The following is a 22536-nucleotide window of genomic DNA, read 5'->3' on the forward strand; positions in this document are numbered from 1 at the left end:
CGCTCCCACAAAAACAAGCGGCCCCGAATTTGGTAGTGCCGAGCCATGCTCGGCAGATGCCTGTCCGACAACGCTTCGGCGCCGGCTCGCACAAAGTCTTTGATCCTTGTGTGAGCTGTGTAAACCGCGAAGCTCGATAGGCCGGAATTGCAGAAATGCCCGCGATCGCAAGGATTCCGGGCTTTGCCGCGCAAGCCGCTCCCACAAAGGCAGGCAGCCTGGCATTGGGTAGTGCCGAGCCATGCTCGGCAGATGCCTGCCCGATAACGCTTCAGCGGCCGTGCCGACAGGGTTTTTAGGTCCTTGTGGGAGCGGTGTAAACCGCAAAGCCGGGAACACTTGAATGGCGAGGCATATCCGGGCCGCAAGGCTTGCCAGCTTCGCGGCTGACGCCGCTCCTACAAAAGCGCGCCGTTCCTTGACGCTGCGCCCTCTAAACATGAATGGGCGTCTGCAGTGCTTCGCCCCCGGCATGCTGAAACCTCAATCAGGACTGTTTGGGGTCTGATTTGTAAATACAGGACAAAGGTGATTAAATTTAGCGGTTCGTTCCAATAGTGGGCTCAATCCATGCAGGACCTCAACGACCTCTACTACTTCGCCATGGTGGTCGACCACGGCGGTTTTGCTGCTGCCGAGCGTGCGCTGGGCATACCGAAATCACGTCTCAGCCGGCGCATCAGCCAGCTTGAGACAGACCTCGGTGTGCGCCTGCTGCAGCGCTCGACGCGCCGTTTCGCGGTCACCGACGTGGGCATGAGCGTGCATCGGCATGCGCAGACGATGTTGGCCGAGGCCCAGGCCGCGCGCGAAGTGGTGGACCGGCTCAGTGCCGAGCCGCGTGGGCTGGTGCGCGCCAGCGTGCCGGTGTCGCTGGCACAGATGCAGCTACCCAAGCTGTTGCCGAAGTTCCTCGAGCAGTACCCGAAAGTGCGGCTGCAGCTGAACATCAGCAACCGTCGCGTGGACATCATCAACGAAGGCTATGACGTGGCCTTGCGGGTACGTTCGCGCCTGGATGATGACGGCAGCCTGGTCATGCGCAGCTTTGGCCAGGTACAGGAGTTGCTGGTGGCCAGCCCCGCGTATCTGGATCGGGCAGGGCGCCCGGCCTCGCCGGAAGACCTGGGCAATCACGTCACCCTGAGCATCAGCGAGGACGAGGCCCGCCAGCGCTGGGAGCTGCATGGGCCGGGCGGGGAAGTGCGCCGGGTCGAACTGCAGCCGCGAGTGGCCGGGTTTGACTTCCCGCTGCTGCAGGCGATGGTCAAGGACGGCTTCGGTATCACGATGCTGCCGGAAACCGTCTGCGCAGAGGCCGTACGCAACGGTGAACTGGAAGTGGTGCTGCCGGACTGGTCACTGCCGCAAGGCATCTGCCACGCGGTGTTTGCCTCGCGGCGCGGATTGTTGCCGGCGGTGCGGGTATTCATCGACTTCCTTGCAGAGCACCTGCCGACCGAACTGGAGGCCTCGCGCCTGCATTGTGGGGGCGCCTGCGAGCGGGCCAAGGAGAAGATCCGCGCTTCGATGGCGGGATCGTTGGCAATCGAAGCCGGTTGAACAAAAAAGCACGCAAGCATGCGAGAATGCCCGCCCCGGAACGCTATCCGGGGTGGTTGCACGTTACGGGCAGATGGCCGAGCGGTTTAAGGCACCGGTCTTGAAAACCGGCGAAGGGTCAAACCTTCCGTGGGTTCGAATCCCACTTTGCCCGCCAGACATATGGAGAAGCCGCTGGAAACAGCGGCTTCTCTGCGTTTATGAGGGGCGGATACGGCGCGGGCATCCGCGTTGCAATGACACCGGTGGCGGACATCCAGGACAGTTCCGCTGGTAAAATGGACACTGCTTGGGGGAGCTGCGCGCCCGGGCATGCATGGGCTTGTCGCGGCACTACCTTCCAGCGTCCGCGTCTAGATCCATGGATTTACGAAAACTCATTCTGGTGCTCACCTTGATCGGAGCACTGGTGCCGTTCGCCAATACGTTCTATGCCAGCTATACGGTGCAGCGCCAGCAATTGGTGGACACCACCCTGGATGGCAACTATGCCTACGCCAACAAGCTGGCCAAGAGCACGGAAGACTTCCTGCAGGCGTCGCAGTTGCAGCTGGCCTATACCGCGCAACTGCTCGCGCTGAAAATGGACGATGTATCCAAGCTGGAGGAGGAAGCCGCGCGCCTGCGCATGATGAGCAAGAGCTTCAACTCCATCACCATCTTCGACGCAGGTGGCAAGGTATTGGCAACCTCGCCCGAAACCCTGGGGCTGCAGGGTCGGGTATTGGGCAGCGAAGCGGTGAAGACTGCATTGCGCGAGAAGCGGCCGCTGATCAGCGCGCCCTACCAATCGGCAACCGGCAACTTCATCGTTTTCATCAACCACCCGATAATTTCCGCATCGGGCCGCTATCTCGGCGCGGTGGGCGGCGCGATCTACCTGCAGAAGGAAAACATCCTCGACCGCCTGCTCGGCCAGCATTTCTATGTTGATGGCTCCTACCTGTTCGTGGTCGACCAGCAGAAGCGCATCATCTATCACCCGAATCCGGACCGGATCGGTGACTTCGTGGAGAAGAACGTCGTCGTCGACCGCGTCGCCACTGGCGTGGCGGGGAAGGGGCCCACGGTCAATTCGCAAGGCGTGAAAATGCTGGCCGGCTACGCGCCGGTTGCATCGACGGGGTGGGGCATCGTTGCCCAACGTCCCGAGGCGGCCACGCTTGCGCCGTTGACCCAGCTGATGCAGGGCACCTTGTACCGTGCGTTGCCGGCAACGATCCTGACCTTGGTCCTGATACTGTGGAGTGCGCGGTTGATCTCGCGCCCGCTGCGCTTGCTGGCCGATGGCGCCCGCAAGATGGAGGATCCGTCTTCGGCCAAGGACATCCGCTCGGTCAAATCCTGGTACTTCGAGTCGCGTGAACTCAAGAAGGCCCTGTTGATCGGCATTGACGCGATCCACAAGAGCTTCAGCAAGCTGCGCGAGGACACCACCACGGACCCCTTGACCAAGCTGGGCAACCGGCGCCGACTGGATGAGGCGTTGGCGAACTTCGAGAGCCAGGCCAGCACGTTCTCGGTCATCTCGATCGATATTGATCACTTCAAGTTGATCAACGACACCCATGGCCATGATGCAGGCGACGTCGTGTTGCAGCAGCTCGCCCAGCGCATGCGCGAAGCCTGTCGCGCCTACGACGTGCCGTTGCGCGTCGGTGGCGAGGAGTTCCTGATCCTGCTGCCATCCACCACGCTGGCAACGGCAGCGCAGGTGGCCGAACGGCTGCGTGTGGCGGTTGCGGAAATGCAGATCGCCAGGGTGGGTACGATCACGATCTCACTGGGTGTGGCCAACTGGCCACAGAGCAGTTTCGAAATCGAAGCGGTGCTCAAGGCGGCCGATGAGATGCTGTATGCATCCAAGCGTGGCGGCAGGAATCGGGTCTCGGTGCATCAGCGCGAGGCGGGTGCCCGCTTCCACGTCTGACCCGGCGGGCGCGGTCTGCGTCATCTGCGACTCGACGCAGATGGCGTCAAGGCTGCCGGTAGGTGTTTACCTACATACAAGCAAGAGAACTGCTTGCATGATTGCAGACCCGCTGCGAGAGCAGCAGCTTCGTACAGGACGTACCGCATGCAAAGGTCTTTTCTTGGTTTGATCGTAGCCGGCATTTTCTCGCTGCTGCTGGCTGGCTGTGACCAGGAGGGAAATCTGTCACTCACCGGCAAGGCGGCAGAGCTGGAGGCCAGCAGCAAGTTCCAGGTGAGTACGCGGCCGATGCTGAGCAGTACCCAGGCGCTGTCGACCCTGCTGCAGGGCACGGGCTTTGCCGCCGAAGGCCAGGCTTCGCTGCCGGGCTACAGCGACATCGAGTTCTTTCCTATTGCAAGCGCGGATGCAGTCGAGGCGATGCGCGCGTATCCAGCAGGACGCAGGGATGAAGCGCCGATTGATCTGTCCGGCATCGATTTCAGCAAGAGCTTCGCCTTCCTCGTGGCGCACCCGAGCTCCAGTTCGTATGGGGCGATAACCTCTGGCCAGCACGCGACGTTTTTCAGTTCGGTACTGCCGTCCTATGAAAAGGACAAGGTGGTGTTGCGCATCGATGCCAGCAGGCTGGGGGAGATCGACCCCATGACCGCCCTGGGCGGCAACTGGGAGGGCAGCATCTATGCGGTCGAGCGGCGCGGGCGTGACAAGCTGGAAGTACGGCTTTATGACGAAAGTTATGTCTACTCGCTTGCCGCGGATGCGGCCACCGGCATGCCCGAGGGAGCTGCGGCAACCGCGCAGTAAGGCGCGGGAGACCCCGTTCCCTATCAGGGTGCGGGCGGCTGCAGGACGTGGCGAGCGTGGCTTGACGTAAAATGACCGGGTCGGGCTTGGCCCTGGTTGTCGGAGTTGTATCCATGTTTTCTGAGGCGTGCAGCGTGTCTGCTGCGGTACAGGTGCTGGCCCAGGCTTGTCCCGGGCGCGGGTGGGTTGTCTCCGGTAGCCGGCAATGACGGAAGGTCCCGCCAACGCAGATACCGAAGCGGCAGTCGACACGCATTGGATGCGGCACGCCTTGGCCTTGGCTGACCGCGCGCAGCGCGAGTTCGATGAGATTCCGGTGGGTGCGGTTCTGGTTGGTGCCGATGGCGCGCTGCTGGGTGAGGGCTGGAACCTCAATATCGCCCACCATGATCCCAGCGCCCATGCCGAGATCGTGGCCATGCGCCAGGCCGGCAAGGCCCTGGGAAACCATCGGCTGGTCGGCAGCACCTTGTACGTGACGCTGGAGCCCTGCGCGATGTGCGCGATGGCGCTGGTGCACGCACGCATCGCGCGGGTGGTGTATGCCGCCACCGATCCCAAGACCGGTGCCTGTGGCAGTGTGTTCGATCTGCTTACCGATCCGCGCCATAACCACCGCGTGCAGGTGCAGGGTGGGGTGCTGGCACAGGAGGCCAGCCTGCGACTGAGCAATTACTTCCGGGCCAAGCGTGGACGCCCGTTGCTGACACCCGACGACCTTTGACGCAACCCCTACCTTGGGCAGGGGTATCATGTGCGCTTCGATATTCCGGCCGTTCGGCGATTGACCGTCGGCCCCAAGCATGAGGCAGCACATGGCGGACAACAGCGCAGGCAACGATCGGTTGATCTGGATTGACCTGGAAATGACCGGTCTGGATACGGACAACGATTCCATCATCGAGATCGCCACCGTCGTCACCGATGGTCAACTCAATGTGCTGGCCGAGGGCCCGGAGTTCGCCATCAACCATTCCCTGGCCACGCTGGAAGCGATGGATGAGTGGAACCGCAACCAGCACCAGCGTTCAGGCTTGTGGCAGCGGGTGCTGGACAGTAGCACCAGCATGGGCCAGGCCGAAGCCAGGACCATTGCCTTCCTGCAGGACTGGATCAAGGCCGGTGCCTCGCCGATGTGTGGCAACTCGATCTGCCAGGATCGCCGCTTCCTGCACCGGCAGATGCCGCGGTTGGAGAAGTATTTCCATTACCGCAACCTGGACGTGTCCACGATCAAGGAGCTGGCCAAGCGCTGGTCGCCGGCCGTAGCCGCAGGGGTGAGCAAGACTTCCAGCCATACCGCGCTCAGTGATGTGCAGGACTCCATCGCCGAGCTGCGCCATTACCGGCAGTTCATGGGCGTACTGGCGGGCTTGCCGGAAGCAGGCTGAATCAGATGACCGGGCTTGCTCTGCGTCTGCAAGACAACGCGCAGGATCTGGCCGATCTGGAACGTGCCGTGGGCTTGCTGGAGTCGCCCACGCTCACCGCCAGGATGGCCAACCTGATTGGTGGACCACTGGAATTTGCCGTGCGCAAGCTGCCGACAGCGGTGTCCTCGCGGATCCAGGGCGTCACCGAGGCGGCCCTGTACAAGGCTGCGCAGACGGCGTTGTGGACCATGGACAACAAGCAGCCCGGCAAGCCGGCCTCGCCGCGCCTGCACAAGCTGGCGGCGGCTGCGTCCGGTGCGCTGGGCGGGGCAGGTGGGCTGCCCGCGCTGGCGATCGAACTGCCGCTGTCGACCACCATCATCATGCGCGCGGTCGCCGATGTTGCCCGCAGTGAAGGTTTTGATCTGAGCGAGATGGCGACCCGCCAGGCCTGTCTGGAAGTGTTCGCGTTGGGTGGCAACTCCGGCCAGGACGATGCCAGCGAGACCGGCTATTACCTGGCACGCGGCTTCACCACCGAGGTGATGCGTCATCTTTCGGCGGAGTTGGCTGGTACCGCGATCAGTGGCAGTCACGGTGTACTGCTGGGCCTGGGCCCGAAGGAGGCCGGCAAGTGGCTGGCCAGGATCGTGGAGAAGATCGCCGCCCGCTTCGGTGTGGTGGTCTCGGAGAAATTTGTTGCCCAAGCAGTGCCGGTGATCGGCGCGGTGGCTGGTGCCACCTTGAACACCATGTTCACTGCTTACTACCAGGACATGGCCCGCGGACATTTCATCATCAAGCGGCTGGAGTCGAAGTATGGTTTCGATACCGTGAGGCTGGCCTACGGCGGGATTACCGGCCGCCTGCGTCTTTGATGCTGCCTTCCCTGCGCGGGTAGTCTGTCAGGGCGTTGCCTTCACCTGTTGCGAAGCCCATTCTGGCTAGCCTGTGTCCTTCCTACGGAGCGAGGTGGTCATGAGCCAGTACAAGATCGCGGTTTTCGTCGGCAGTCTGCGCAAGGAATCCATCAATCGGCGGCTGGCACTTGCGTTGGAGAAGCTGGCCGGCGACCGCGTCAAGTTCGACTACATACAGATCGGTGACATACCGCTGTACAACCAGGATCACGATAGCCAGTTCCCGGCGCAGGGTACGCGCATGAAGAATCAGGTGCGTGCCGCCGATGCGGTGCTGTTCGTCACTCCTGAATACAACCGTTCGATTCCCGGCGTGCTGAAGAACGCCATCGATACTGCCTCGCGCCCGTACGGTGACAACGCCTTTGCCGGCAAACCGGCGGCGGTGGTCGGCGCCTCCATTGGTGCCATCGGCAGTGCGCTGGCCCAGCAGCATCTGCGCAATGTGCTGGTATTCGTCGACCTGGCGGTGATGCCGCAGCCGGAGGCTTTCCTGCACTTCAAGGAAGGTTTGATCGAGGCCGATGGCAGCATCAGCAACGACGGCACCCGCCAGTTCCTGCAGGGCTTTGTCGACAAGTTCCTGGCCTGGATCGAGCGCCAACGCCAGGCCTGAGGCCCCGCGAGGCGGGTGCCACACATGCGATAATCCGCATCCGGTGCTGCAACGGCGCCGGGTGCCTGTTTCTGTATGCCAGCCGAACCCTGAGCTCCCATGGACTTGGGTTGTGGACAGGTTATCCACAGACTTGTACGTATCCCGGTGGGCAATGCCCACCTACCATGGCCACACGGCCTTATTGCAGGAATAACGCTTTTCATGTCCGCCCGTACTGGTTTCCGTTCCGACCGCGACCGCGGTGACCGCAATGACCGCTCCGATCGCAGCGAGCAGCGCATCGACGCCTTGCGCGTGCCCCCTCATTCAGTAGAAGCCGAGCAGGCCGTGCTGGGTGGCCTGATGCTGGCACCCGAGGCCTATGACCGGGTCAACGAGGCACTGACTGACAAGGATTTCTACCGGCGCGATCACCAGTTGATCTACCGCGCGATCCGCGAGTTGTCCGAGCGCGATCGCCCGTTCGATGCGGTGACCCTGGGCGAATGGTTCGAATCACAGGGCAAGCTGGACATGGTGGGCGACGGCGCCTATCTGATCGAACTGGCCAGTACCACGCCGTCGGCCGCCAATATCGGCGCCTACGCCGAGATCGTGCGCGACAAGGCGGTGTTGCGGCAGCTGATCCAGGTCGGTACCGACATCGTCAATGACGGCTTCCAGCCGGAAGGGCGTGACAGCTCGGAGCTGCTGCAGACCGCCGAGAAATCGGTCTTCGCAATCGCCGAACAAGGCGCGCGCGGGCGCACCGACTTCGTGGCGATGCCGGGCGCACTGAAGGACGCCTTCGAAGAACTGCGCAACCGCTTCGAGAACGGCGGCAACATCACCGGCCTACCGACCGGTTACAACGATTTCGATGCGATGACGGCCGGCCTGCAGCCGACCGATCTGATCATCCTGGCCGCGCGTCCGGCCATGGGCAAGACCACCTTCGCCTTGAACATCGCCGAATACGCGGCGATCAAGTCGAAGAAGGGTGTGGCGGTGTTCTCGATGGAAATGTCCGCATCGCAGCTGGCGATGCGCCTGATCTCGTCCAACGGCCGCATCAATGCGCAGCGCCTGCGTACCGGTCAGCTTGAGGACGAAGACTGGAGCCGCGTGACCGGCGCCATCCGCATGCTGAAGGAAACCAAGATATTCATCGACGATACGCCTGGCGTGTCGCCCGAAGTGCTGCGTTCCAAGTGCCGCCGGCTCAAGCGCGAGCACGATCTTGGTCTGATCGTGATCGACTACCTGCAGCTGATGAGCGTGCCGGGCAACAGTGAGAACCGCGCGACCGAAATCTCGGAAATCTCGCGTTCGCTCAAGGGGCTGGCCAAGGAACTGCACGTGCCAGTGATCGCGCTGTCGCAGCTCAACCGCTCCCTGGAAACCCGTACCGACAAGCGCCCGGTGATGGCTGACCTTCGCGAATCCGGCGCTATCGAGCAGGATGCGGACATGATCGTCTTCATCTACCGCGATGATTACTACAACAAGGAAAATTCGCCGGACAAAGGCCTGGCCGAGATCATCATCGGCAAGCACCGTGGTGGTCCCACCGGTTCATGCAAGCTGAAATTCTTCGGTGAGTACACCCGCTTTGACAACCTGAGCCACGATTCGGTGGGTTCGTTCGAATAAGCGGGAGCAGCTGCATGTCCACCGCCATTGTCTGGTTCCGCCGCGACCTGCGACTGCGTGACAACCCGGCGTTGCAGGCCGCGATTGAAGCGGGCCACGATGTCATCCCGGTCTACATCCATGCGCCGCACGAGGAGGGCGCATGGGCACCAGGCGCAGCCTCCGACACCTGGTTGCATCATTCGCTGCAGCAGCTCGATGCACAGCTGCGCGCGATTGGTTCGGGCTTGCTGCTGCGCAGCGGCGACAGCATGGCGCAGCTGCAGGCATTGATAGCTGAAAGCGGCGCCGAGGCGGTTTATTGGAACCGCAAGTACGAACCGGCCACGCAGCCGCGTGACGCGGCGATCAAGCGAGGTCTGCGTGAGCAGGGTCTGCAGGTGGAGAGCCATAACGGCTATCTGCTGTTCGAACCTTGGGAACTGGCAACGCTGCAAGGCGGCCCGTACAAGGTGTTCACCCCGTTCTGGCGCAATGCGCTGACCCGCTGGCGGCTGGCCGAACTGTCCGAAGCACCACGCACGTTGAGCACGCCGGCGTTGTCGGGCCTGCCCTTGCAGGCGCTGGGCCTGAAACCGCGTCTGGGCTGGGATGCGGGTTTCTGGGAGCATTGGCAACCGGGTGAGGCGGGCGCACAGGAAGCGCTGGAGGTTTTTGCCGAGGGTGCGCTCAATGGCTACCGCGAGCAGCGCGACCTGCCGGATCGCACCGGCACTTCGTTGCTGTCACCGCACCTGCATTTCGGCGAGATCGCACCGTGGCGCATCGCCCGTACCCTGGAAGGGATGCGTAGCGCCGGCCGCGATGCGGACATCGATGGCTACATCCGGCAACTGGGGTGGCGTGAGTTTTCCTGGCATCTGCTGCATCACTTCCCACAGACCAGTGACGTCAACCTCAATCCGCGCTTCGAGCGCTTCGCCTGGGCGCCGGCGCAGCCGGAAATGCTGGCAGCCTGGCAGCAGGGGCGTACCGGGATTCCCATCATCGATGCCGGCATGCGCGAGCTGTGGGCGACCGGTTACATGCACAACCGGGTACGGATGCTGGTGGGCAGCTACCTGTGCAAGCACATGCGCATGCATTGGAAGGAGGGCGCACGCTGGTTCTGGGAAACCTTGGTCGATGCCGACCTGGCCAACAACAGCATGGGGTGGCAGTGGATCGGCGGAACCGGGGCGGATGCAGCGCCGTATTTCCGTATCTTCAATCCGGTGACGCAGGCGCAGAAATTCGATCCGCAGGCACGCTATATCAGCCGTTGGCTGCCCGAGCTGGCCGCGCTGCCACTCAAGGCACGGTTCGCCCCGTGGCAGTTCCCGCAACTGCTGGCCGAACACGCGCCGGGCTATCCGACGCAGCCGTTGGTGGATCTGGCGCAGGGCCGCGACGCGGCGTTGGCGGCCTACCAGCGCTGTCGCTGACACGGGCTTAACGCTGAAGACAGTTAGATGAATGGATACCCTTGAGCAAGGTATGGGCTCACGCAGGTAATGCTTCGCGGTGTTTATGCTTGCCCGGCAAATCCACGCTGGCCAGTCCGGCCTATCAGGAGACTCAGATGACCACCCTTACTGTTGTTCGCAATCTTTCCATTGGCTTGGTGGCGGCAGCCGTCCTCTCGGCCTGTGCTACCGGTGGCTCGTATGTGCAGCAGGACCAGTACGGTAATCAGACCCAGCAGCAGAACAAGACCGGCAAGGGCGCGCTGATCGGTACGGCCATTGGCGTGGCGGCAGGTCTGCTCAGCGGTGGTGATGCCACCGAGCGTCGCCAGCGTGCAATGGTCGGTGCCGGCATCGGCGCGCTTGGCGGTGCAGCGATCGGCAACTACCAGGACCGTCAGGAGCGCGCACTGCGTGAGCGTACTGCCAATACCGGTATCGACGTGCAGCGCGAGGGCGACAACATCACCTTGAACCTGCCGGACGGCATTACCTTCGATTTCAACAAGACCACGCTGAAGCCGCAGTTCTATGGTGCGCTCAACGGTGTTGCCAGCACCTTGAGCGAGTACAACCAGACCATGATCGAGGTGGTCGGCCACACCGACAGCATCGGTACCGATGCGGTGAACAACCGTATTTCCAAGGAGCGCGCCGATGCAGTGGCCGCTTATCTTGCCGCACAGGGTGTGCAGCGTGAGCGTATTGAAACCCTTGGTGCAGGCAAGGCTTACCCGATTGCCGACAACAGCACCGACGCTGGCCGCGCGCAGAATCGCCGCGTCGAGATCCGGGTGATCCCGCTGCGTTCGTGATCGCAGCAATCACTTGATGATGTAAACGAAGGGCCGCGCAAGCGGCCCTTTTTACTCCCTCCCTTGCGCCGCAGGCGTAGGGGAGGGCGGGGGAAGGGTAGTTTTGGCTGTTGTTTTGGCTGTTGCTATTGCTCCGGCTGTTGCTCCAGCTGTTGCCTTAGTTTTGGCTGTCGCTTTGACTTTCATCTTGGCTGCTGCGGCTGCTGCGGCTGCTGCGGCTGTTGTTGCTTTGGCTTTGGCTTTGCCGTGGCTTTGGCTTTGGCTTTGGCTTTGCTTTGGCTTTGCTTTGGCTTTGCTGTGGCTTTGCTGTGGCTTTGCGCTTGCTCTGGCTGCTGCCTTTATTCCCTTCTCCCGCTTGCGGGAGAAGGTGGTGCGCAGCACCGGATGAGGGGGCTTTTGCTTTTGCTTTTGCTGTGGCTTTGGCTCGCGGAAAGTCCAGTGCGCGCACTGCGGAAGCAAGGGCAAAAGCAAAGCGAAAGCTACCCCTCCCCAACCCTCCCCTACGCCTGCGGCGCAAGGGAGGGGGCTGAGCCAAAGCCAAAGCTCAAGCTAAAGCCAAAGCTAAAGCCAAAGCTAAAACCAAAGCTAAAACCAAAACCAAAGCCAAAGCCAAAGCCAAAGCCAAAGCCAAAGCTACTCCGCCACTACCACGCTGTTGCGTCCCTTGCCCTTGGCCTCATACAGCGCGGCATCGGCGCGCGCGAACCAGTCCTGCCAACGCTGCTCGCCGGCATACATTGCTGCCCCTACCGAAATGGTGATGCGGCCGCCTGGTCCGCGCAGCGATTCATGGACCGCCTTGCGCAGGCGTTCGGTAAAACGGGCCAGCGCTTCGCGACTGCCGGTATCGGCAAGAACCACGAATTCCTCGCCACCAAAGCGAAATACCTGATCGTTCTCACGAAGTTCAAAGCGCAGGATTGCCGCCAGGTCGGACAGGGCGGTATCACCGGCACCGTGCCCATAGTGATCATTGACCTCTTTGAAATTGTCGATGTCGATCACCACCAGGCCCTGCCGGAAGCGCTCATTGCGTACGCCGTTGATATGCGCCTGCAATGACCTTTCCAACGCCCGCCGGTTTGGCACGCCGGTCAAAGCATCCAGCGATACCAGCATCTCCAGGCGGATGCGGTCGCCCTGCAGGCGACGGGAGAAGTGGTAGCCAAAACCGAACACCAGCACGATCACGGTCAATGCCTGCAACCGGGCCGGTTGGCCCAGCAGCACGTCCGGTATCAGCAGCAGGCCCGCGACCAGCATCAGATTGAGCGGGGTCGCAATCTGGTTGCGGACAATGAAGAAATTGGACATCAGCGTCAGGTAGGTCCAAGGCAGCGCATCGCTGCCCAGTTGCCCGGCGGACAGCAGGCTGCCGCCAACCGTGGCCAGGCACAGCAGCACACCACCGATTTCCAGCCGTGGCTTGCGCTGATGGATCCAGATGCTGGCCAGCAAGGCCAGTGCCGACAGCAGACCGCTCGCCGCCGCCGCAGGACGATGCCCGTCAAACCACAGCCAAACCCCGAAAAAGAGCAGTGCCAGGGTCGTCACCGGGGCGATGGTGCGCAGCGGCACACTGCGCAATGCCTGCGGTAAGGAGGGGGGCGGTTTCGCGGGGACATTGCGGTCCATATGGCGCGAAAGATAGCAGCGACAATGTGTTTTGCGCATTCACCTGAATAGCGGTGCTTAGCCGCTGGCGGGCTTTGTGCAGATGGAGTACAAATGTACTCCATGAGCCCACTGAGTCCCCGTCGTGCTGCCATCCTTCGCTATATCCGTGACCAGGTGAATGGGCACGGGCAGGCGCCTTCATTGGCGGAAATTGCTGCTGCCTGCGGGCTGGCGTCACGCGGCGCGGCGCGTAAACACGTGTTGGCCTTGAGCGAGGCCGGCCTGATCGAGGTGGCTGCCGGGCAGGCGCGGGGCATCCGCCCGGTGGGGCAGCTGGGGCGGGCGTCGGAAGTGTTGCAGGTGCCCATCCTTGGACGGGTCGCCGCTGGCGCGCCGATCGGTGCCGATGCCGAACTGGTCGATACCCTGGTGCTGGATGAACGCCTGTTCTCGCTCAGCCCGGATTACCTGCTGCGCGTGCAGGGCGATTCGATGATCGACGACGGTATTCTCGATGGCGATCTGGTCGGGGTCAGGCGCAGCAGCGATGCGCGCAACGGACAGACGGTGGTGGCGCGACTGGACGGTGAGCTGACCATCAAGCGGCTCTCACGCAGCGGCACCCAACTGCGGCTGCTGCCGCGTAACCCGGCCTATGCACCGATTGAAGTGCGGCACGATCAGGACTTCGCCATCGAAGGCGTGTTCTGTGGTCTGGTCCGGCGTGGCTGATGGGCGCGGTTGTTGCCCTCGACAGCCTGCTGCACGAGCGCCGGGTCTGGCGTGGTCGGCCTGCGCCGCTGCCGGCCAGCCGCCAGCCGACGGGTTATGCGCAACTGGATGATGTGCTGCCTACCGGTGGCTGGCCGGAGTCCGCGTTGAGCGAGATTCTGTTGCCGGCCGAAGGCGTGGGTGAATTGCAGCTGCTATGGCCCTCGCTGGCGCGCTTGACCCAGGCCGGCGAGCGCGTGGTGCTGGTGGCACCGCCGCATATCCCGTATGCACCGGCCTGGCAGGCAGCGGGTATCGACCTGCGTCAGTTGCAGGTGGTGCAGGCCAATGATCCGCGTGATGCGCTGTGGGCGACTGAGCAATGCCTGCGTTCGGGTAGCTGCGGTGCCGTGTTGTGCTGGCCGCAGATGGCCGAAGACAAGGCGTTGCGACGCCTGCAGGTGGCGGCCGAATCAGGGCAGACGTTGGGTTTTGCCAGCCGGCCGTTGCAGGCGGCCAGGAATCCTTCGCCAGCGGCCTTGCGTATCGCCATCGATGCGCAGCCAGCGCAGCTGCGGGTGTTGAAGTGTCGCGGCGGCATGGTGCCGCCCCGTCCGTTGCCCTTCGCCCGGGAGCGGTAAGCCATGCGTTGGGCCTGCATTCTATTGCCGCATCTGGCCATGGACGGTGTGCTGCGTGGCTGCGCCGAGCCGGAGGCTGCGCGTGTACTGATCAGCGGGCCCAGCCAGCGGCGGGTGTTGCATGCGGTCAATCCGGCGGCGGCTGCGCTGGGCCTGAAGCCAGGGCAGTCACTGGTGACGGCACAGGCACTGGCAACCGGATTTGAGATACACCCGTATGAGCCGGATGCACAGTCGGAATGGCATCGTTTCCTCGCGGCCTGGGCGTATCAATTCAGTTCGCAGGTAAGCCTGCAATATGCGCAATCGCTGATCATCGAAATCGAGCACAGCCTGGCGCTGTTCGGGCCGTGGCCGAAATTCGAGGCGCGCCTGCGGCAGGAGTTGGACGCCTTGGGCTTCCGTCACCGCATCGCATTGGCGCCCAATCCGGTAGCTGCACGCGCATTGGCCAATGCGCGCGATGGCCTGAGCGTGGATGAGGCCGGGCTGGCGGCATTGCTCGGGCAATTGCCGGTGGCGCGGGCTGGCTTTGGTGGCAGTGCCTCGGCGGCGTTCGCGCGCATGGGCATCCGCACTGTCAAGCAATTGCAGGGCTTGCCACGGGCCAGCATCAACCGGCGCTTTGCGCCGGATGTACTGCGGCAGCTGGATGCCTTGCTCGGCGAGCGGGCCTTTGTATTGCAGCCATATCAGCCGCCGGATGTGTTCGAACTGCGCATCGAGCTGGGCTATGAAGTGGAATCCTCGCAGGCCCTGCTGTTCCCGTTGCGACGCCTGACTTCGGACCTTGCCGCGTTTCTTGCCGGCCGTGACGGCAGCGTGCAGCGTTTTGCGCTGTTGCTGGAGCACGAGGACCGGCCGACCACCACACTGGAGATCGGCCTGCTCGCGGCCGAGCGTGATGCCAGCCTGTTGTTCGAGATCGCACGTAGCCGTTTGGAGCAGGCAAAGATACCGGCACCGGTGCGTCAGTTTGGCCTTCGTGCCGATCAGTTGCCGGCGTTTGTGCCAGAACACCGCGAGCTGTTCGATACCCGTCCGCAGCAGAGCATGCCGTGGGAACAATTGCGCGAACGCCTGCGCGCGCGTCTGGGCGATCAATCCGTGCACGGGCTACGCGTGCATGCCGACCATCGCCCCGAATATGCCTGGCGTGGCGAGGCGGCTCCAGCTGCAGGTTCAACAAGCAACAGCCTGCCGTCACCCGTACGTCCCGGTTGGTTGCTGCGCACGCCACAGCCTTGGCCGGGGGCAAGCCCGGAATTGCTGTCGGCGCCAGAACGGATCGAGAGTGGCTGGTGGGACGGCGATGATGTGCGTCGTGATTACTACCGGGTCAGCACCCGTTTTGGCCAGCAGGCATGGGCCTGGCGTGAGGTGGGCAGCGAGGGCGGCTTCATGCTGCAGGGCTGGTTCGCATGAATGGCGCTTATGCCGAACTGCATTGCCTGTCTGCCTTCAGCTTCCAACGCGGTGCATCGACCGCGGATGAATTGTTCGTGCGGGCCAAGGCGCATGGCTACCAGGCCTTGGCCATCACCGACGAATGCACGCTGGCCGGCATCGTGCGCGCCTGGCGCGCGTCCAGGGAAACCGGCTTGCAGCTGATTGTCGGCAGCGAAATTCAACTGGAAAACGGCGCCAAGCTGGTGTTGCTGGTGGAAGACGCCGCAGGTTACCAAGCGCTGTGCTGGCTGATAACACAGGCAAGGCGGCGGGCGGAGAAGGGCGAATACCGGCTGTTGGCCGAGGACCTGGCGTCGATTGATCGCAGCGGCCTGCTGGCCTTGTGGCTGCCTGCGGCACAACCGGAATCTGCCGAGGGCATGCAGTTGCGCGAATGGTTTCCGCAGCGCTGCTGGATTGCAGTGGAACTGCACCACGGTGCCGATGATGAGGCGCGTCTGCAGCAGTTGCAGGCATTGGGTGCGCAGCTGCAGCTGCCCTTGGTGGCCGCCGGCGATGTGCATATGCATGCGCGTGGACGCCGGGCTTTGCAGGATGTGATGACGGCCATCCGCCACCGCGTCACCGTTGCCGAGGCCGGGCAGCGGCTGTTCGCCAATGGCGAGCGGCATCTGCGTCCGCTGCAGGCGTTGCAGGCGATCTATCCCGCCGAGTTGTTGCAGCAGACGCTGTGCATCGCCGAACGCTGCGCCGGGTTTGATCTGAAAGAAGCCGTCGACTATCTGTATCCCAGCGAGGTGGTACCCGCCGGTTACACCGCGCAGCGCTGGCTGGCGGAGCTGGTGACGCGTGGTGCGGGCAAGCGTTGGCCGGACGGTACTCCGCCGCAGGCACAGGCCCTGATCGAGAAAGAACTGGGCCTGATCGCCAAGAAGAAGTACGCCTCGTATTTCCTCACCGTGCATGATCTGGTGGCCTATGCACGCAGCATCGGCATCCTCTGCCAGGGCCGCGGCTCGGCGGCCAATTCGGTGGTGTGCTTCGTGTTGGGCATCACCGAACTTGATCCTTCGCACAGCCATCTGCTGTTCGAACGCTTCATCTCCGATGACCGCGATGAGCCACCGGATATCGACGTCGACTTCGAGCATGAGCGGCGCGAGGAAGTCATCCAGTACGTGTTCTCACGCTATGGCCGTGAACGCGCTGCCTTGGCTGCCGTGGCGACACAGTACGGTGGGCGCGGCGCCCTGCGTGATGTGGCGCGCGTACTCGGCATGCCCGGCGACGTGATCACCCAGCTGACCTCCTGTGTCGGCCATTGGTCGGACAGCATTCCCGATGCCGAACGCCTGCGCGAACACGGCTTCGACCCGGACAGCCCGTTGTTGCGACGAATCCTGATACTGGCCAACGAGCTGATCGATTTCCCGCATTACCTTTCACAGCATCCAGGCGGTTTCGTCATTTCCGAGCGTGCCCTGCACAGCATGGTGCCGGTGGAAAACGCCGCGATGGAGGCGCGTACCGTCATCCAGTGGGACAAGGATGACCTGGAAGCGCTGGGGCTGATGAAGGTCGATGTATTGGCCTTGGGCATGCTCACCGCGGTGCGCCGTTGCTTCGATCTGATTCAACGCTATCGTGGTCTGCATTTCACCCTGGCGACGATTCCGCAGGAGTGCGGTGACACCTACGAGATGATTAGTCGCGCCGATACCATCGGTGTGTTCCAGATCGAATCCCGAGCGCAGATGGCGATGCTGCCCAGGTTGCAACCTCGCACCTTCTACGATCTGGTGATCGAGGTCGCCATCGTACGTCCCGGGCCGATCCAGGGCGACATGGTGCATCCATACCTGCGTCGGCGTAGGAAGGAGGAGCTGATCAGCTATCCCTCCAAAGCATTGGAAGCGGTGCTTGAACGCACCTTGGGCGTGCCGCTTTTCCAGGAACAGGTAATGCAGATCGCGATGGTGGCGGCGGGCTACAACGCCAGCGAAGCCGATGGTCTGCGTCGTTCGATGGCAGCTTGGAAACGCCACGGTGGGCTGGAGCCGCATCGGCTTAAACTCACCGAAGGGATGCTGGAGCGCGGCTATCCGCTGGCGTTCGCCGAGCGCATCTTCGAGCAGATCAAGGGCTTCGGCAGCTATGGTTTTCCGGAAAGCCATGCGGCCAGCTTCGCATTGATCGCCTATGCCAGCAGTTGGTTGAAATGCCACCATCCAGCCGAGTTCACCTGCGCACTGCTCAACAGCCAGCCGATGGGTTTCTATAGCCCGGATCAGCTGCTGCAAGACGTGCGCCGCCATGGCGTGGCAACGCGGCCGCTGGATGTGCGTTACAGCGGCTGGGAGTGCTCGCTGGAATGGGAACGCGACAGTGAGCGCTTGGCGATCCGCCTGGGCTTTTGCCTGGTGCGCGGTTTCAATGCCGAGGACGCATTGCGGATCGAACAGGCGAGGGCGCAGGCGGTGTTTAGCGATATCGCCGACCTGTGCCGGCGGGCCGACCTGGACGCGCGTGCACGGGCCTTGCTGGCCGATGCCGGCGCCTTGCGTGGCATGGTCGGTAACCGCCATCGGGCGCGCTGGGCGATCGCCGGCGTCGAGGACCAGCGACCGCTGTTTGATGATCAGCCGGCGACCGCCGAGGCTGACGTCGCCTTGCCGATGCCCAGTGTCGGCGAGGATCTGAACGCGGATTACGCTCTGCTGGGAACCACGCTGGAGCTGCATCCGCTGGCCCGTCTGCGACGACAGCTGAGCGCGCGCCGTTGCCGCAGTTCCAGGGAGCTGGAAAGCATGCGCAGTACCGGCAATGTGCTGGTGGCCGGGTTGGTGCGCGGCCGGCAGCGGCCAGCAACTGCCAGCGGCGTCACCTTCATCACGTTGGAAGATGAGTTCGGCCAGATCAATGTAGTGGTCTGGCGGCAGCTGGCCGAGCGCCAGCGGCAGGTGTTCCTGGAATCACGGCTGCTGCAGGTCAGTGGACGGCTGGAAGCCGAAAACGGCGTGCGTCATCTGATCGCACGCCGCCTGGATGATCTGTCGCCGCTGTTGGGCAGCCTGGATGTACGCAGCCGCGACTTCCATTGAGCCTACGCAGCACAGCGCAGGCGATGTGTCCGGCGTTCAGTGCCGGATCACACCGCGTTGAAGCTGGCTGCCAAGGTGCCAACCACCAGTACCCAGCCGTCCACCAGAACGAACAGCAAGATCTTGAATGGGGCAGAGACCAGCATCGGTGACAGCATCATCATGCCCATCGACATCAGTACGCTGGATACCACCAGATCGATGATGACGAACGGGATGAAGATCAGGAAGCCGATTTCGAAGGCGGTCTTCAGCTCGCTGGTGACGAAGGAAGCGACGAGTACCGGGAACGGAATCGCATCCGGGCTGGCGTAGGGGCCGTGTCCGGCGAGGCCGGCGAAGGTCATCAGATCGGTCTCGCGGACCTGCGCCAGCATGAAGGCGCGCAGTGGTGCGGTGGTCAGCTGCCAGGCGGTCTGGAAGTCGATCTGACCATCAAGATACGGTGCCATGCCGGTCGACCACGACTTGTCCCAGACCGGCATCATGATCATCGCGGTCAGGAACAAAGCCAGGCCCAACAGGATCTGGTTGGACGGCGTCTGCCCGGTGCCCAGCGCCTGCCGCAGCAGGCCGAGCACGATGATGATGCGGGTGAAGGCGGTAAGCACCAGCAGCATCGACGGCAGCAAGGTGATTGCCGTCATCAGCAGCAAGGTCTGCAGCGGCAGGCTGACCGGTGCGCCACCGATCTTGCCGACGTTGACGTCCGGCAGCGCCGGCACCTGCGGGCCAGGTGCAGCCCAGGCGAACAGCGGCAATGCCAGCATCGCCAGCACCATCAGCAGCTGCCAGAAGTGGCGGGAATTGAAACCACGTGAACTGAAACCTTGGCCCGACATGTTCAGGAGTCCTTGCGCAGCTTCTGTGCCAGCAGCTGGGCGAAATTCGGTAGTTGTTTGAGATTGGGCAGGCTGGGAGCAGGCGCCTGCGGCAGCGGTTCGGGAAGCTGGTGCAAGGTGCTGATGCCGCCGGCGGTGATGCCGAGCAGCAGCTGCTGGCCGTTGACATCCACCACCACCACGCGCTCCTTGGCACCGACATTGATGCTGGCGACCACTTTCAGGCCCTCGGCAGGGCGAAACCCGCCGCCAGGCATGCGCTTGAGCAGCCAGCCCAGGCCGATGATCAGGCCCAGCACCAGCAGCAAGGTAAAGAACGCGCCGAACAGACCGGGCGCGCTGGCCGCGTGCTGACCGACCGGCGTCGCCGCCTTGGCGGCCGGTGCGGCATAGGCGAGCAATGCGATCAACGCAGTCTCCGGATGCGCTCGCTGGGGCTGACCACGTCGGTCAGGCGCACGCCGAAGCGATCATTGATGACGACGACTTCGCCGTGCGCGATCAGCGTGCCATTGACGAATACGTCCAGCGATTCGCCGGCACCGCGCTCCAGTTCCACCACCGAGCCCTGGTTGAGCTGCAGCAGGTTGCGGATCGGCAGGCGCGCGCGACCGACTTCCAGCGACAAGGTCACCGGTACGTCGAGGATGACGTCCAGGTCCAGATCGGTATTGATGCTGTTGTCGGCCTGCAGGTTGCTGAACTGGGCCGGCGTTGCGCCGTTTTCAGTTTCGGGGGAGTGGTTGTCATTCATCGGTGTTTTCCTGAATCACGGGGACGCTGGGGCGCTTTCCCGGAGGATGGGTAGCAGTGATCTTGATGGCGTTGCGTTCGTTGGACACACCAAACTCGCCGGTGAAAACCGGGATGCCTTCAACGCACAGCGGCACCTGCTTGGGCATTTCGATCGGCAGCACGTCGCCGATCTTCAGCTTGGTCAGTTCGCGCAGGCTCATGCGGCGCTTGGCCAGCACGCTGGACAGCTCCACCTCGGCGGTATCCAGCTGCTCGCGCAGCATGATGGCCCAGCTTTCGTCGCGGTCGTTGCGGTCGCTCTGGATGCCGGCATCCAGCAGTTCGCGGATCGGTTCCAGCATCGAGTACGGCAAGGTGATGTGGATGTCGCCACCGCCACTGTCCAGTTCAACGTGGAAGCGGCTGACCACCACGTACTCGCGTGGGCTGACGATGTTGGCGAAGTGCGGGTTGATCTCGGAGTTGATGTAATCGAAATCGACGTTCATCACCGGGCCCCAGGCCTCGCGCAGATCAGTGAAGGTCTGCTTGAGCATCAGCTGGATCACGCGCATTTCGGTCGCGGTGAATTCGCGGCCCTCGATGCGGGTCGGATAGCGTCCGTCACCGCCGAAGAAGTTGTCGACAATGGCGAACACCAGGGTCGGCTCGAACACGATCAGGCCGGTGCCACGCAAGGGCTTGAAGCGGATCAGGTTGAGGTTGGTCGGCACATACAGTGAATGCAGGTAGTCGCCGAACTTGACCAGTTCGATCCCGCGCACCGACAGCTCGGCCGAGCGCCGGATCAGGTTGAACAGGCCGATGCGCCACAAACGTGCAAAGCGCTCGTTGACCATTTCCAGGGTCGGCATGCGCCCACGGATGATGCGGTCCTGACTGGCGAAGTCGTACGAACGCGCTTCGCCCGGCGCCGCCTCCGGCTCTGCGGTATTGACCGAGCCGGAATCGACGCCATGCAGCAGGGCGTCGATCTCGTCTTGGGACAGCAGGTCGTTGATGCTCATCGTGGCGCCTTACTGGGTCACAAAGCTGGTGAACAACAATTCGTCGGCGCTGTTCTGGCCGGTCTCGGCCTTCATCAGCTTCTGTACTTCGGCCAGCGCCGAGGCCTGCAGCTTTTCCTTGCCGGCGCGGTCGGCGATCTGGGTGGGCTCGACCTGCGAGAACAGCATCAGCAATTTGGCGCGGATCGCCGGTGCATGCGTCTGCAGGGCAGCCAGTGCCAGCGGGTCGCGGGTCATCAACTGCACTTCAACCTGCAGGTAGCGCGGGCCGTCGATCGGGCCGCTGAGGTTGACCACGAAGGCCGGGTCCAGGGCGAAGTACTGGGCCGGTGCCGGGGTCTTGGGCTTGGCCTCCTTGCTGGCTTCGGCCTGGGCCTTGCCCTGGGTGAAGTACCAGACGCCGCCGCCGGCTGCGGCAGCAGCAAACACGGCGATCAGGGCGGGCACCAACAACGAGCGCTTCGGTTTGCTTGCCGCTTCCTTGGTGGGTTCAGCTTTGCGGTTTTTATCTGCGGCAACGGCCACGTGGAGCTCCTCAGGATTGCTGTCCAGTCAGATGCAAGGGCTGTGCCGGAGGAGGGGGTGACGGTCTATTGACGCGTGGTTGGGTTCTTGTGGGAGCGGTGTAAACCGCGAAGCTGAACATCCGACAGATCGCCAGCTTCGCGGTTTACACCGCTCCCACAAAAGCTGGGCTTAGAGCCATATTGCATTCCAGTACGGGTAGAAGCGCGGAGAGCTCACAAGCCCGGCCCTGACCGGATTCATGATGATCTAGCGGGCTGTCGCCTTCAGGTCCAGATCCTTGCGAATGGCCCGGTCATGAAAACCCGGTGACCAAACGGGGCGGCTGATTGATTCTGGCAAGCCGCGTGCCGTATTGGATTTTATGCGCCGCAGCAATGAGCTGAGAGTGGTACAGGCACCCAGCTGTACCAGGCCATGCCAATGGTCTGGCATCAGTATCCAGGTCAATAATCGTGCGTCACGCCAGAGCAGAGGGTGGTACAAGGCTTGAGCTATGCGCGAGGCCAGTTGGAAGTCCAGAAAAAGCGGCTGGCGAGCTAGCGTTGTGAAGGTGACCAGATATGCGTGGCCGGGTAGGGATATCCGGCCTGTGCGGAGGGTTTTGGATCCTGGCTTTGGGTTGATTGCTGGAAGCGCCATCAACGCAGGATGGCGCTGCGGCCTCCCAAGTGCTGTCAGCACAGTGATCGTTTGTAGATGGTCCGATGGATTGCCAGCCTCGCGGTTTACACCGCTCCCACAAAAGTAGTCAGCCTTGTGGGAGCGGCGTCAGCCGCGAAGCAGCCAGCGTTTCAGATCATCAGCTCCGTCGTTTAC

General features: G+C 62.8%; 22 protein-coding genes and 1 tRNA gene. 16 read left to right on the forward strand and 7 right to left on the reverse strand.

Annotation, left to right across the window (positions count from 1 at the left end; genetic code table 11):
* The first annotated feature begins 570 nt into the window (after positions 1 to 570).
* The 12 genes from AC1VXC_RS07310 to AC1VXC_RS07365 all read left to right on the forward strand — a co-directional run bounded on the left by AC1VXC_RS07310 (position 571) and on the right by AC1VXC_RS07365 (position 11495).
* Entirely contained in the window at positions 571 to 1563 is a 993-nt protein-coding gene (locus AC1VXC_RS07310; RefSeq protein ID WP_282267030.1) for a LysR family transcriptional regulator, read from the forward strand.
* Positions 1564 to 1630: 67 nt separating this feature from the next.
* A tRNA-Ser gene (locus tag AC1VXC_RS07315) sits at positions 1631 to 1720 on the forward strand.
* A gap of 237 nt (positions 1721 to 1957) precedes the next feature.
* Positions 1958 to 3493, forward strand: a complete 1536-nt coding sequence (locus AC1VXC_RS07320) for a sensor domain-containing diguanylate cyclase (protein WP_481538560.1) — start codon at positions 1958 to 1960, stop codon at positions 3491 to 3493.
* A gap of 147 nt (positions 3494 to 3640) precedes the next feature.
* Positions 3641 to 4303, forward strand: coding sequence for a hypothetical protein (locus tag AC1VXC_RS07325; protein ID WP_481526780.1), 663 nt, complete (start codon positions 3641 to 3643; stop codon positions 4301 to 4303).
* Between the two features lie 205 nt (positions 4304 to 4508).
* Positions 4509 to 5027 carry a tRNA adenosine(34) deaminase TadA gene (gene tadA / locus AC1VXC_RS07330; protein ID WP_481538561.1) on the forward strand — a complete coding sequence of 173 codons (519 nt, stop codon included), beginning with the start codon at positions 4509 to 4511 and terminating at the stop codon, positions 5025 to 5027.
* A gap of 91 nt (positions 5028 to 5118) precedes the next feature.
* Complete coding sequence (orn, locus tag AC1VXC_RS07335; RefSeq protein ID WP_481538562.1) at positions 5119 to 5694, forward strand: oligoribonuclease; 576 nt, start codon at positions 5119 to 5121, stop codon at positions 5692 to 5694.
* 5 nt (positions 5695 to 5699) lie between these two features.
* A complete protein-coding gene (locus tag AC1VXC_RS07340) occupies positions 5700 to 6554 on the forward strand; it encodes an EcsC family protein (protein ID WP_313172173.1) in 855 nt (284 codons plus the stop codon).
* 100 nt (positions 6555 to 6654) lie between these two features.
* Positions 6655 to 7212 carry an NADPH-dependent FMN reductase gene (locus tag AC1VXC_RS07345; RefSeq protein ID WP_313172170.1) on the forward strand — a complete coding sequence of 186 codons (558 nt, stop codon included), beginning with the start codon at positions 6655 to 6657 and terminating at the stop codon, positions 7210 to 7212.
* A gap of 204 nt (positions 7213 to 7416) precedes the next feature.
* A complete protein-coding gene (locus AC1VXC_RS07350) occupies positions 7417 to 8847 on the forward strand; it encodes a replicative DNA helicase (protein ID WP_303749900.1) in 1431 nt (476 codons plus the stop codon).
* A 14-nt stretch (positions 8848 to 8861) separates the two neighbouring features.
* Positions 8862 to 10271, forward strand: coding sequence for a cryptochrome/photolyase family protein (locus tag AC1VXC_RS07355; protein ID WP_481538563.1), 1410 nt, complete (start codon positions 8862 to 8864; stop codon positions 10269 to 10271).
* A gap of 137 nt (positions 10272 to 10408) precedes the next feature.
* On the forward strand, positions 10409 to 11107 hold the full coding sequence (locus AC1VXC_RS07360) for a YiaD family glycine zipper/OmpA-like lipoprotein (RefSeq protein ID WP_313172166.1): 699 nt from the start codon (positions 10409 to 10411) through the stop codon (positions 11105 to 11107).
* A gap of 103 nt (positions 11108 to 11210) precedes the next feature.
* The gene (locus AC1VXC_RS07365) at positions 11211 to 11495 is read left to right on the forward strand and encodes a hypothetical protein (protein WP_481538564.1); all 285 of its coding nucleotides are present in this window, start codon (positions 11211 to 11213) and stop codon (positions 11493 to 11495) included.
* A gap of 245 nt (positions 11496 to 11740) precedes the next feature.
* Here AC1VXC_RS07365 and AC1VXC_RS07370 read toward each other — a convergent pair whose 3' ends face one another.
* Positions 11741 to 12685: a GGDEF domain-containing protein gene (locus AC1VXC_RS07370; RefSeq protein WP_481538565.1), complete on the reverse strand. Its 945-nt coding sequence runs from the start codon at positions 12683 to 12685 to the stop codon at positions 11741 to 11743.
* 159 nt (positions 12686 to 12844) lie between these two features.
* Here AC1VXC_RS07370 and lexA point away from each other — a divergent pair, with 159 nt between their 5' ends.
* Genes lexA through AC1VXC_RS07390 form a run of 4 tightly spaced genes read left to right on the forward strand, consistent with a single transcriptional unit; the run spans position 12845 to position 18587 of the window.
* The gene (gene lexA / locus AC1VXC_RS07375; RefSeq protein ID WP_313172160.1) at positions 12845 to 13456 is read left to right on the forward strand and encodes a transcriptional repressor LexA; all 612 of its coding nucleotides are present in this window, start codon (positions 12845 to 12847) and stop codon (positions 13454 to 13456) included.
* Positions 13456 to 14076 carry a translesion DNA synthesis-associated protein ImuA gene (gene imuA, locus AC1VXC_RS07380; RefSeq protein ID WP_313172158.1) on the forward strand — a complete coding sequence of 207 codons (621 nt, stop codon included), beginning with the start codon at positions 13456 to 13458 and terminating at the stop codon, positions 14074 to 14076. Before lexA ends, imuA begins: the two co-directional genes overlap by 1 nt.
* A gap of 3 nt (positions 14077 to 14079) precedes the next feature.
* A complete protein-coding gene (locus tag AC1VXC_RS07385) occupies positions 14080 to 15501 on the forward strand; it encodes a Y-family DNA polymerase (RefSeq protein ID WP_313172156.1) in 1422 nt (473 codons plus the stop codon).
* Entirely contained in the window at positions 15498 to 18587 is a 3090-nt protein-coding gene (locus AC1VXC_RS07390; protein ID WP_481539641.1) for an error-prone DNA polymerase, read from the forward strand. Before AC1VXC_RS07385 ends, AC1VXC_RS07390 begins: the two co-directional genes overlap by 4 nt.
* Positions 18588 to 18634: 47 nt before the next feature.
* Here AC1VXC_RS07390 and fliP read toward each other — a convergent pair whose 3' ends face one another.
* The 6 genes from fliP to AC1VXC_RS07420 form a co-directional block, all read right to left on the reverse strand.
* Positions 18635 to 19369 carry a flagellar type III secretion system pore protein FliP gene (gene fliP, locus AC1VXC_RS07395; RefSeq protein ID WP_481526838.1) on the reverse strand — a complete coding sequence of 245 codons (735 nt, stop codon included), beginning with the start codon at positions 19367 to 19369 and terminating at the stop codon, positions 18635 to 18637.
* Between the two features lie 62 nt (positions 19370 to 19431).
* Positions 19432 to 19839 (reverse strand): flagellar biosynthetic protein FliO, encoded by a 408-nt coding sequence (gene fliO, locus AC1VXC_RS07400; RefSeq protein WP_313172150.1) that lies wholly within the window; start codon positions 19837 to 19839, stop codon positions 19432 to 19434.
* Complete coding sequence (gene fliN, locus AC1VXC_RS07405; RefSeq protein WP_313172148.1) at positions 19836 to 20183, reverse strand: flagellar motor switch protein FliN; 348 nt, start codon at positions 20181 to 20183, stop codon at positions 19836 to 19838. The genes fliO and fliN overlap by 4 nt, the downstream gene beginning before the upstream one ends.
* The gene (gene fliM, locus AC1VXC_RS07410) at positions 20176 to 21192 is read right to left on the reverse strand and encodes a flagellar motor switch protein FliM (protein ID WP_313172146.1); all 1017 of its coding nucleotides are present in this window, start codon (positions 21190 to 21192) and stop codon (positions 20176 to 20178) included. The genes fliN and fliM overlap by 8 nt, the downstream gene beginning before the upstream one ends.
* 9 nt (positions 21193 to 21201) lie before the next feature.
* Positions 21202 to 21717 carry a flagellar basal body-associated FliL family protein gene (locus AC1VXC_RS07415; RefSeq protein WP_313172144.1) on the reverse strand — a complete coding sequence of 172 codons (516 nt, stop codon included), beginning with the start codon at positions 21715 to 21717 and terminating at the stop codon, positions 21202 to 21204.
* Positions 21718 to 21966: 249 nt separating this feature from the next.
* Positions 21967 to 22359 carry an REP-associated tyrosine transposase gene (locus AC1VXC_RS07420; protein WP_481539642.1) on the reverse strand — a complete coding sequence of 131 codons (393 nt, stop codon included), beginning with the start codon at positions 22357 to 22359 and terminating at the stop codon, positions 21967 to 21969.
* Positions 22360 to 22536 lie beyond the last annotated feature (177 nt).

The sequence above is a fragment of the Stenotrophomonas sp. STEN033 genome (genome assembly GCF_056856655.1).

Bases quoted from the DNA above. Each gene is read 5' to 3' on its own strand.
- AC1VXC_RS07310 (WP_282267030.1), top strand. From the start codon at position 571: ATGCAGGACCTCAACGACCTCTACTACTTCGCCATGGTGGTCGACCAC.
- AC1VXC_RS07325 (WP_481526780.1), top strand. From the start codon at position 3,641: ATGCAAAGGTCTTTTCTTGGTTTGATCGTAGCCGGCATTTTCTCGCTG.
- tadA (WP_481538561.1), top strand. From the start codon at position 4,509: ATGACGGAAGGTCCCGCCAACGCAGATACCGAAGCGGCAGTCGACACG.
- orn (WP_481538562.1), top strand. From the start codon at position 5,119: ATGGCGGACAACAGCGCAGGCAACGATCGGTTGATCTGGATTGACCTG.
- AC1VXC_RS07340 (WP_313172173.1), top strand. From the start codon at position 5,700: ATGACCGGGCTTGCTCTGCGTCTGCAAGACAACGCGCAGGATCTGGCC.
- AC1VXC_RS07345 (WP_313172170.1), top strand. From the start codon at position 6,655: ATGAGCCAGTACAAGATCGCGGTTTTCGTCGGCAGTCTGCGCAAGGAA.
- AC1VXC_RS07350 (WP_303749900.1), top strand. From the start codon at position 7,417: ATGTCCGCCCGTACTGGTTTCCGTTCCGACCGCGACCGCGGTGACCGC.
- AC1VXC_RS07355 (WP_481538563.1), top strand. From the start codon at position 8,862: ATGTCCACCGCCATTGTCTGGTTCCGCCGCGACCTGCGACTGCGTGAC.
- AC1VXC_RS07360 (WP_313172166.1), top strand. From the start codon at position 10,409: ATGACCACCCTTACTGTTGTTCGCAATCTTTCCATTGGCTTGGTGGCG.
- lexA (WP_313172160.1), top strand. From the start codon at position 12,845: ATGAGCCCACTGAGTCCCCGTCGTGCTGCCATCCTTCGCTATATCCGT.
- imuA (WP_313172158.1), top strand. From the start codon at position 13,456: ATGGGCGCGGTTGTTGCCCTCGACAGCCTGCTGCACGAGCGCCGGGTC.
- AC1VXC_RS07385 (WP_313172156.1), top strand. From the start codon at position 14,080: ATGCGTTGGGCCTGCATTCTATTGCCGCATCTGGCCATGGACGGTGTG.
- AC1VXC_RS07390 (WP_481539641.1), top strand. From the start codon at position 15,498: ATGAATGGCGCTTATGCCGAACTGCATTGCCTGTCTGCCTTCAGCTTC.
- fliP (WP_481526838.1), bottom strand. From the start codon at position 19,369: ATGGTGCTGGCGATGCTGGCATTGCCGCTGTTCGCCTGGGCTGCACCT.
- fliN (WP_313172148.1), bottom strand. From the start codon at position 20,183: ATGAATGACAACCACTCCCCCGAAACTGAAAACGGCGCAACGCCGGCC.
- fliM (WP_313172146.1), bottom strand. From the start codon at position 21,192: ATGAGCATCAACGACCTGCTGTCCCAAGACGAGATCGACGCCCTGCTG.
- AC1VXC_RS07420 (WP_481539642.1), bottom strand. From the start codon at position 22,359: ATGGCGCTTCCAGCAATCAACCCAAAGCCAGGATCCAAAACCCTCCGC.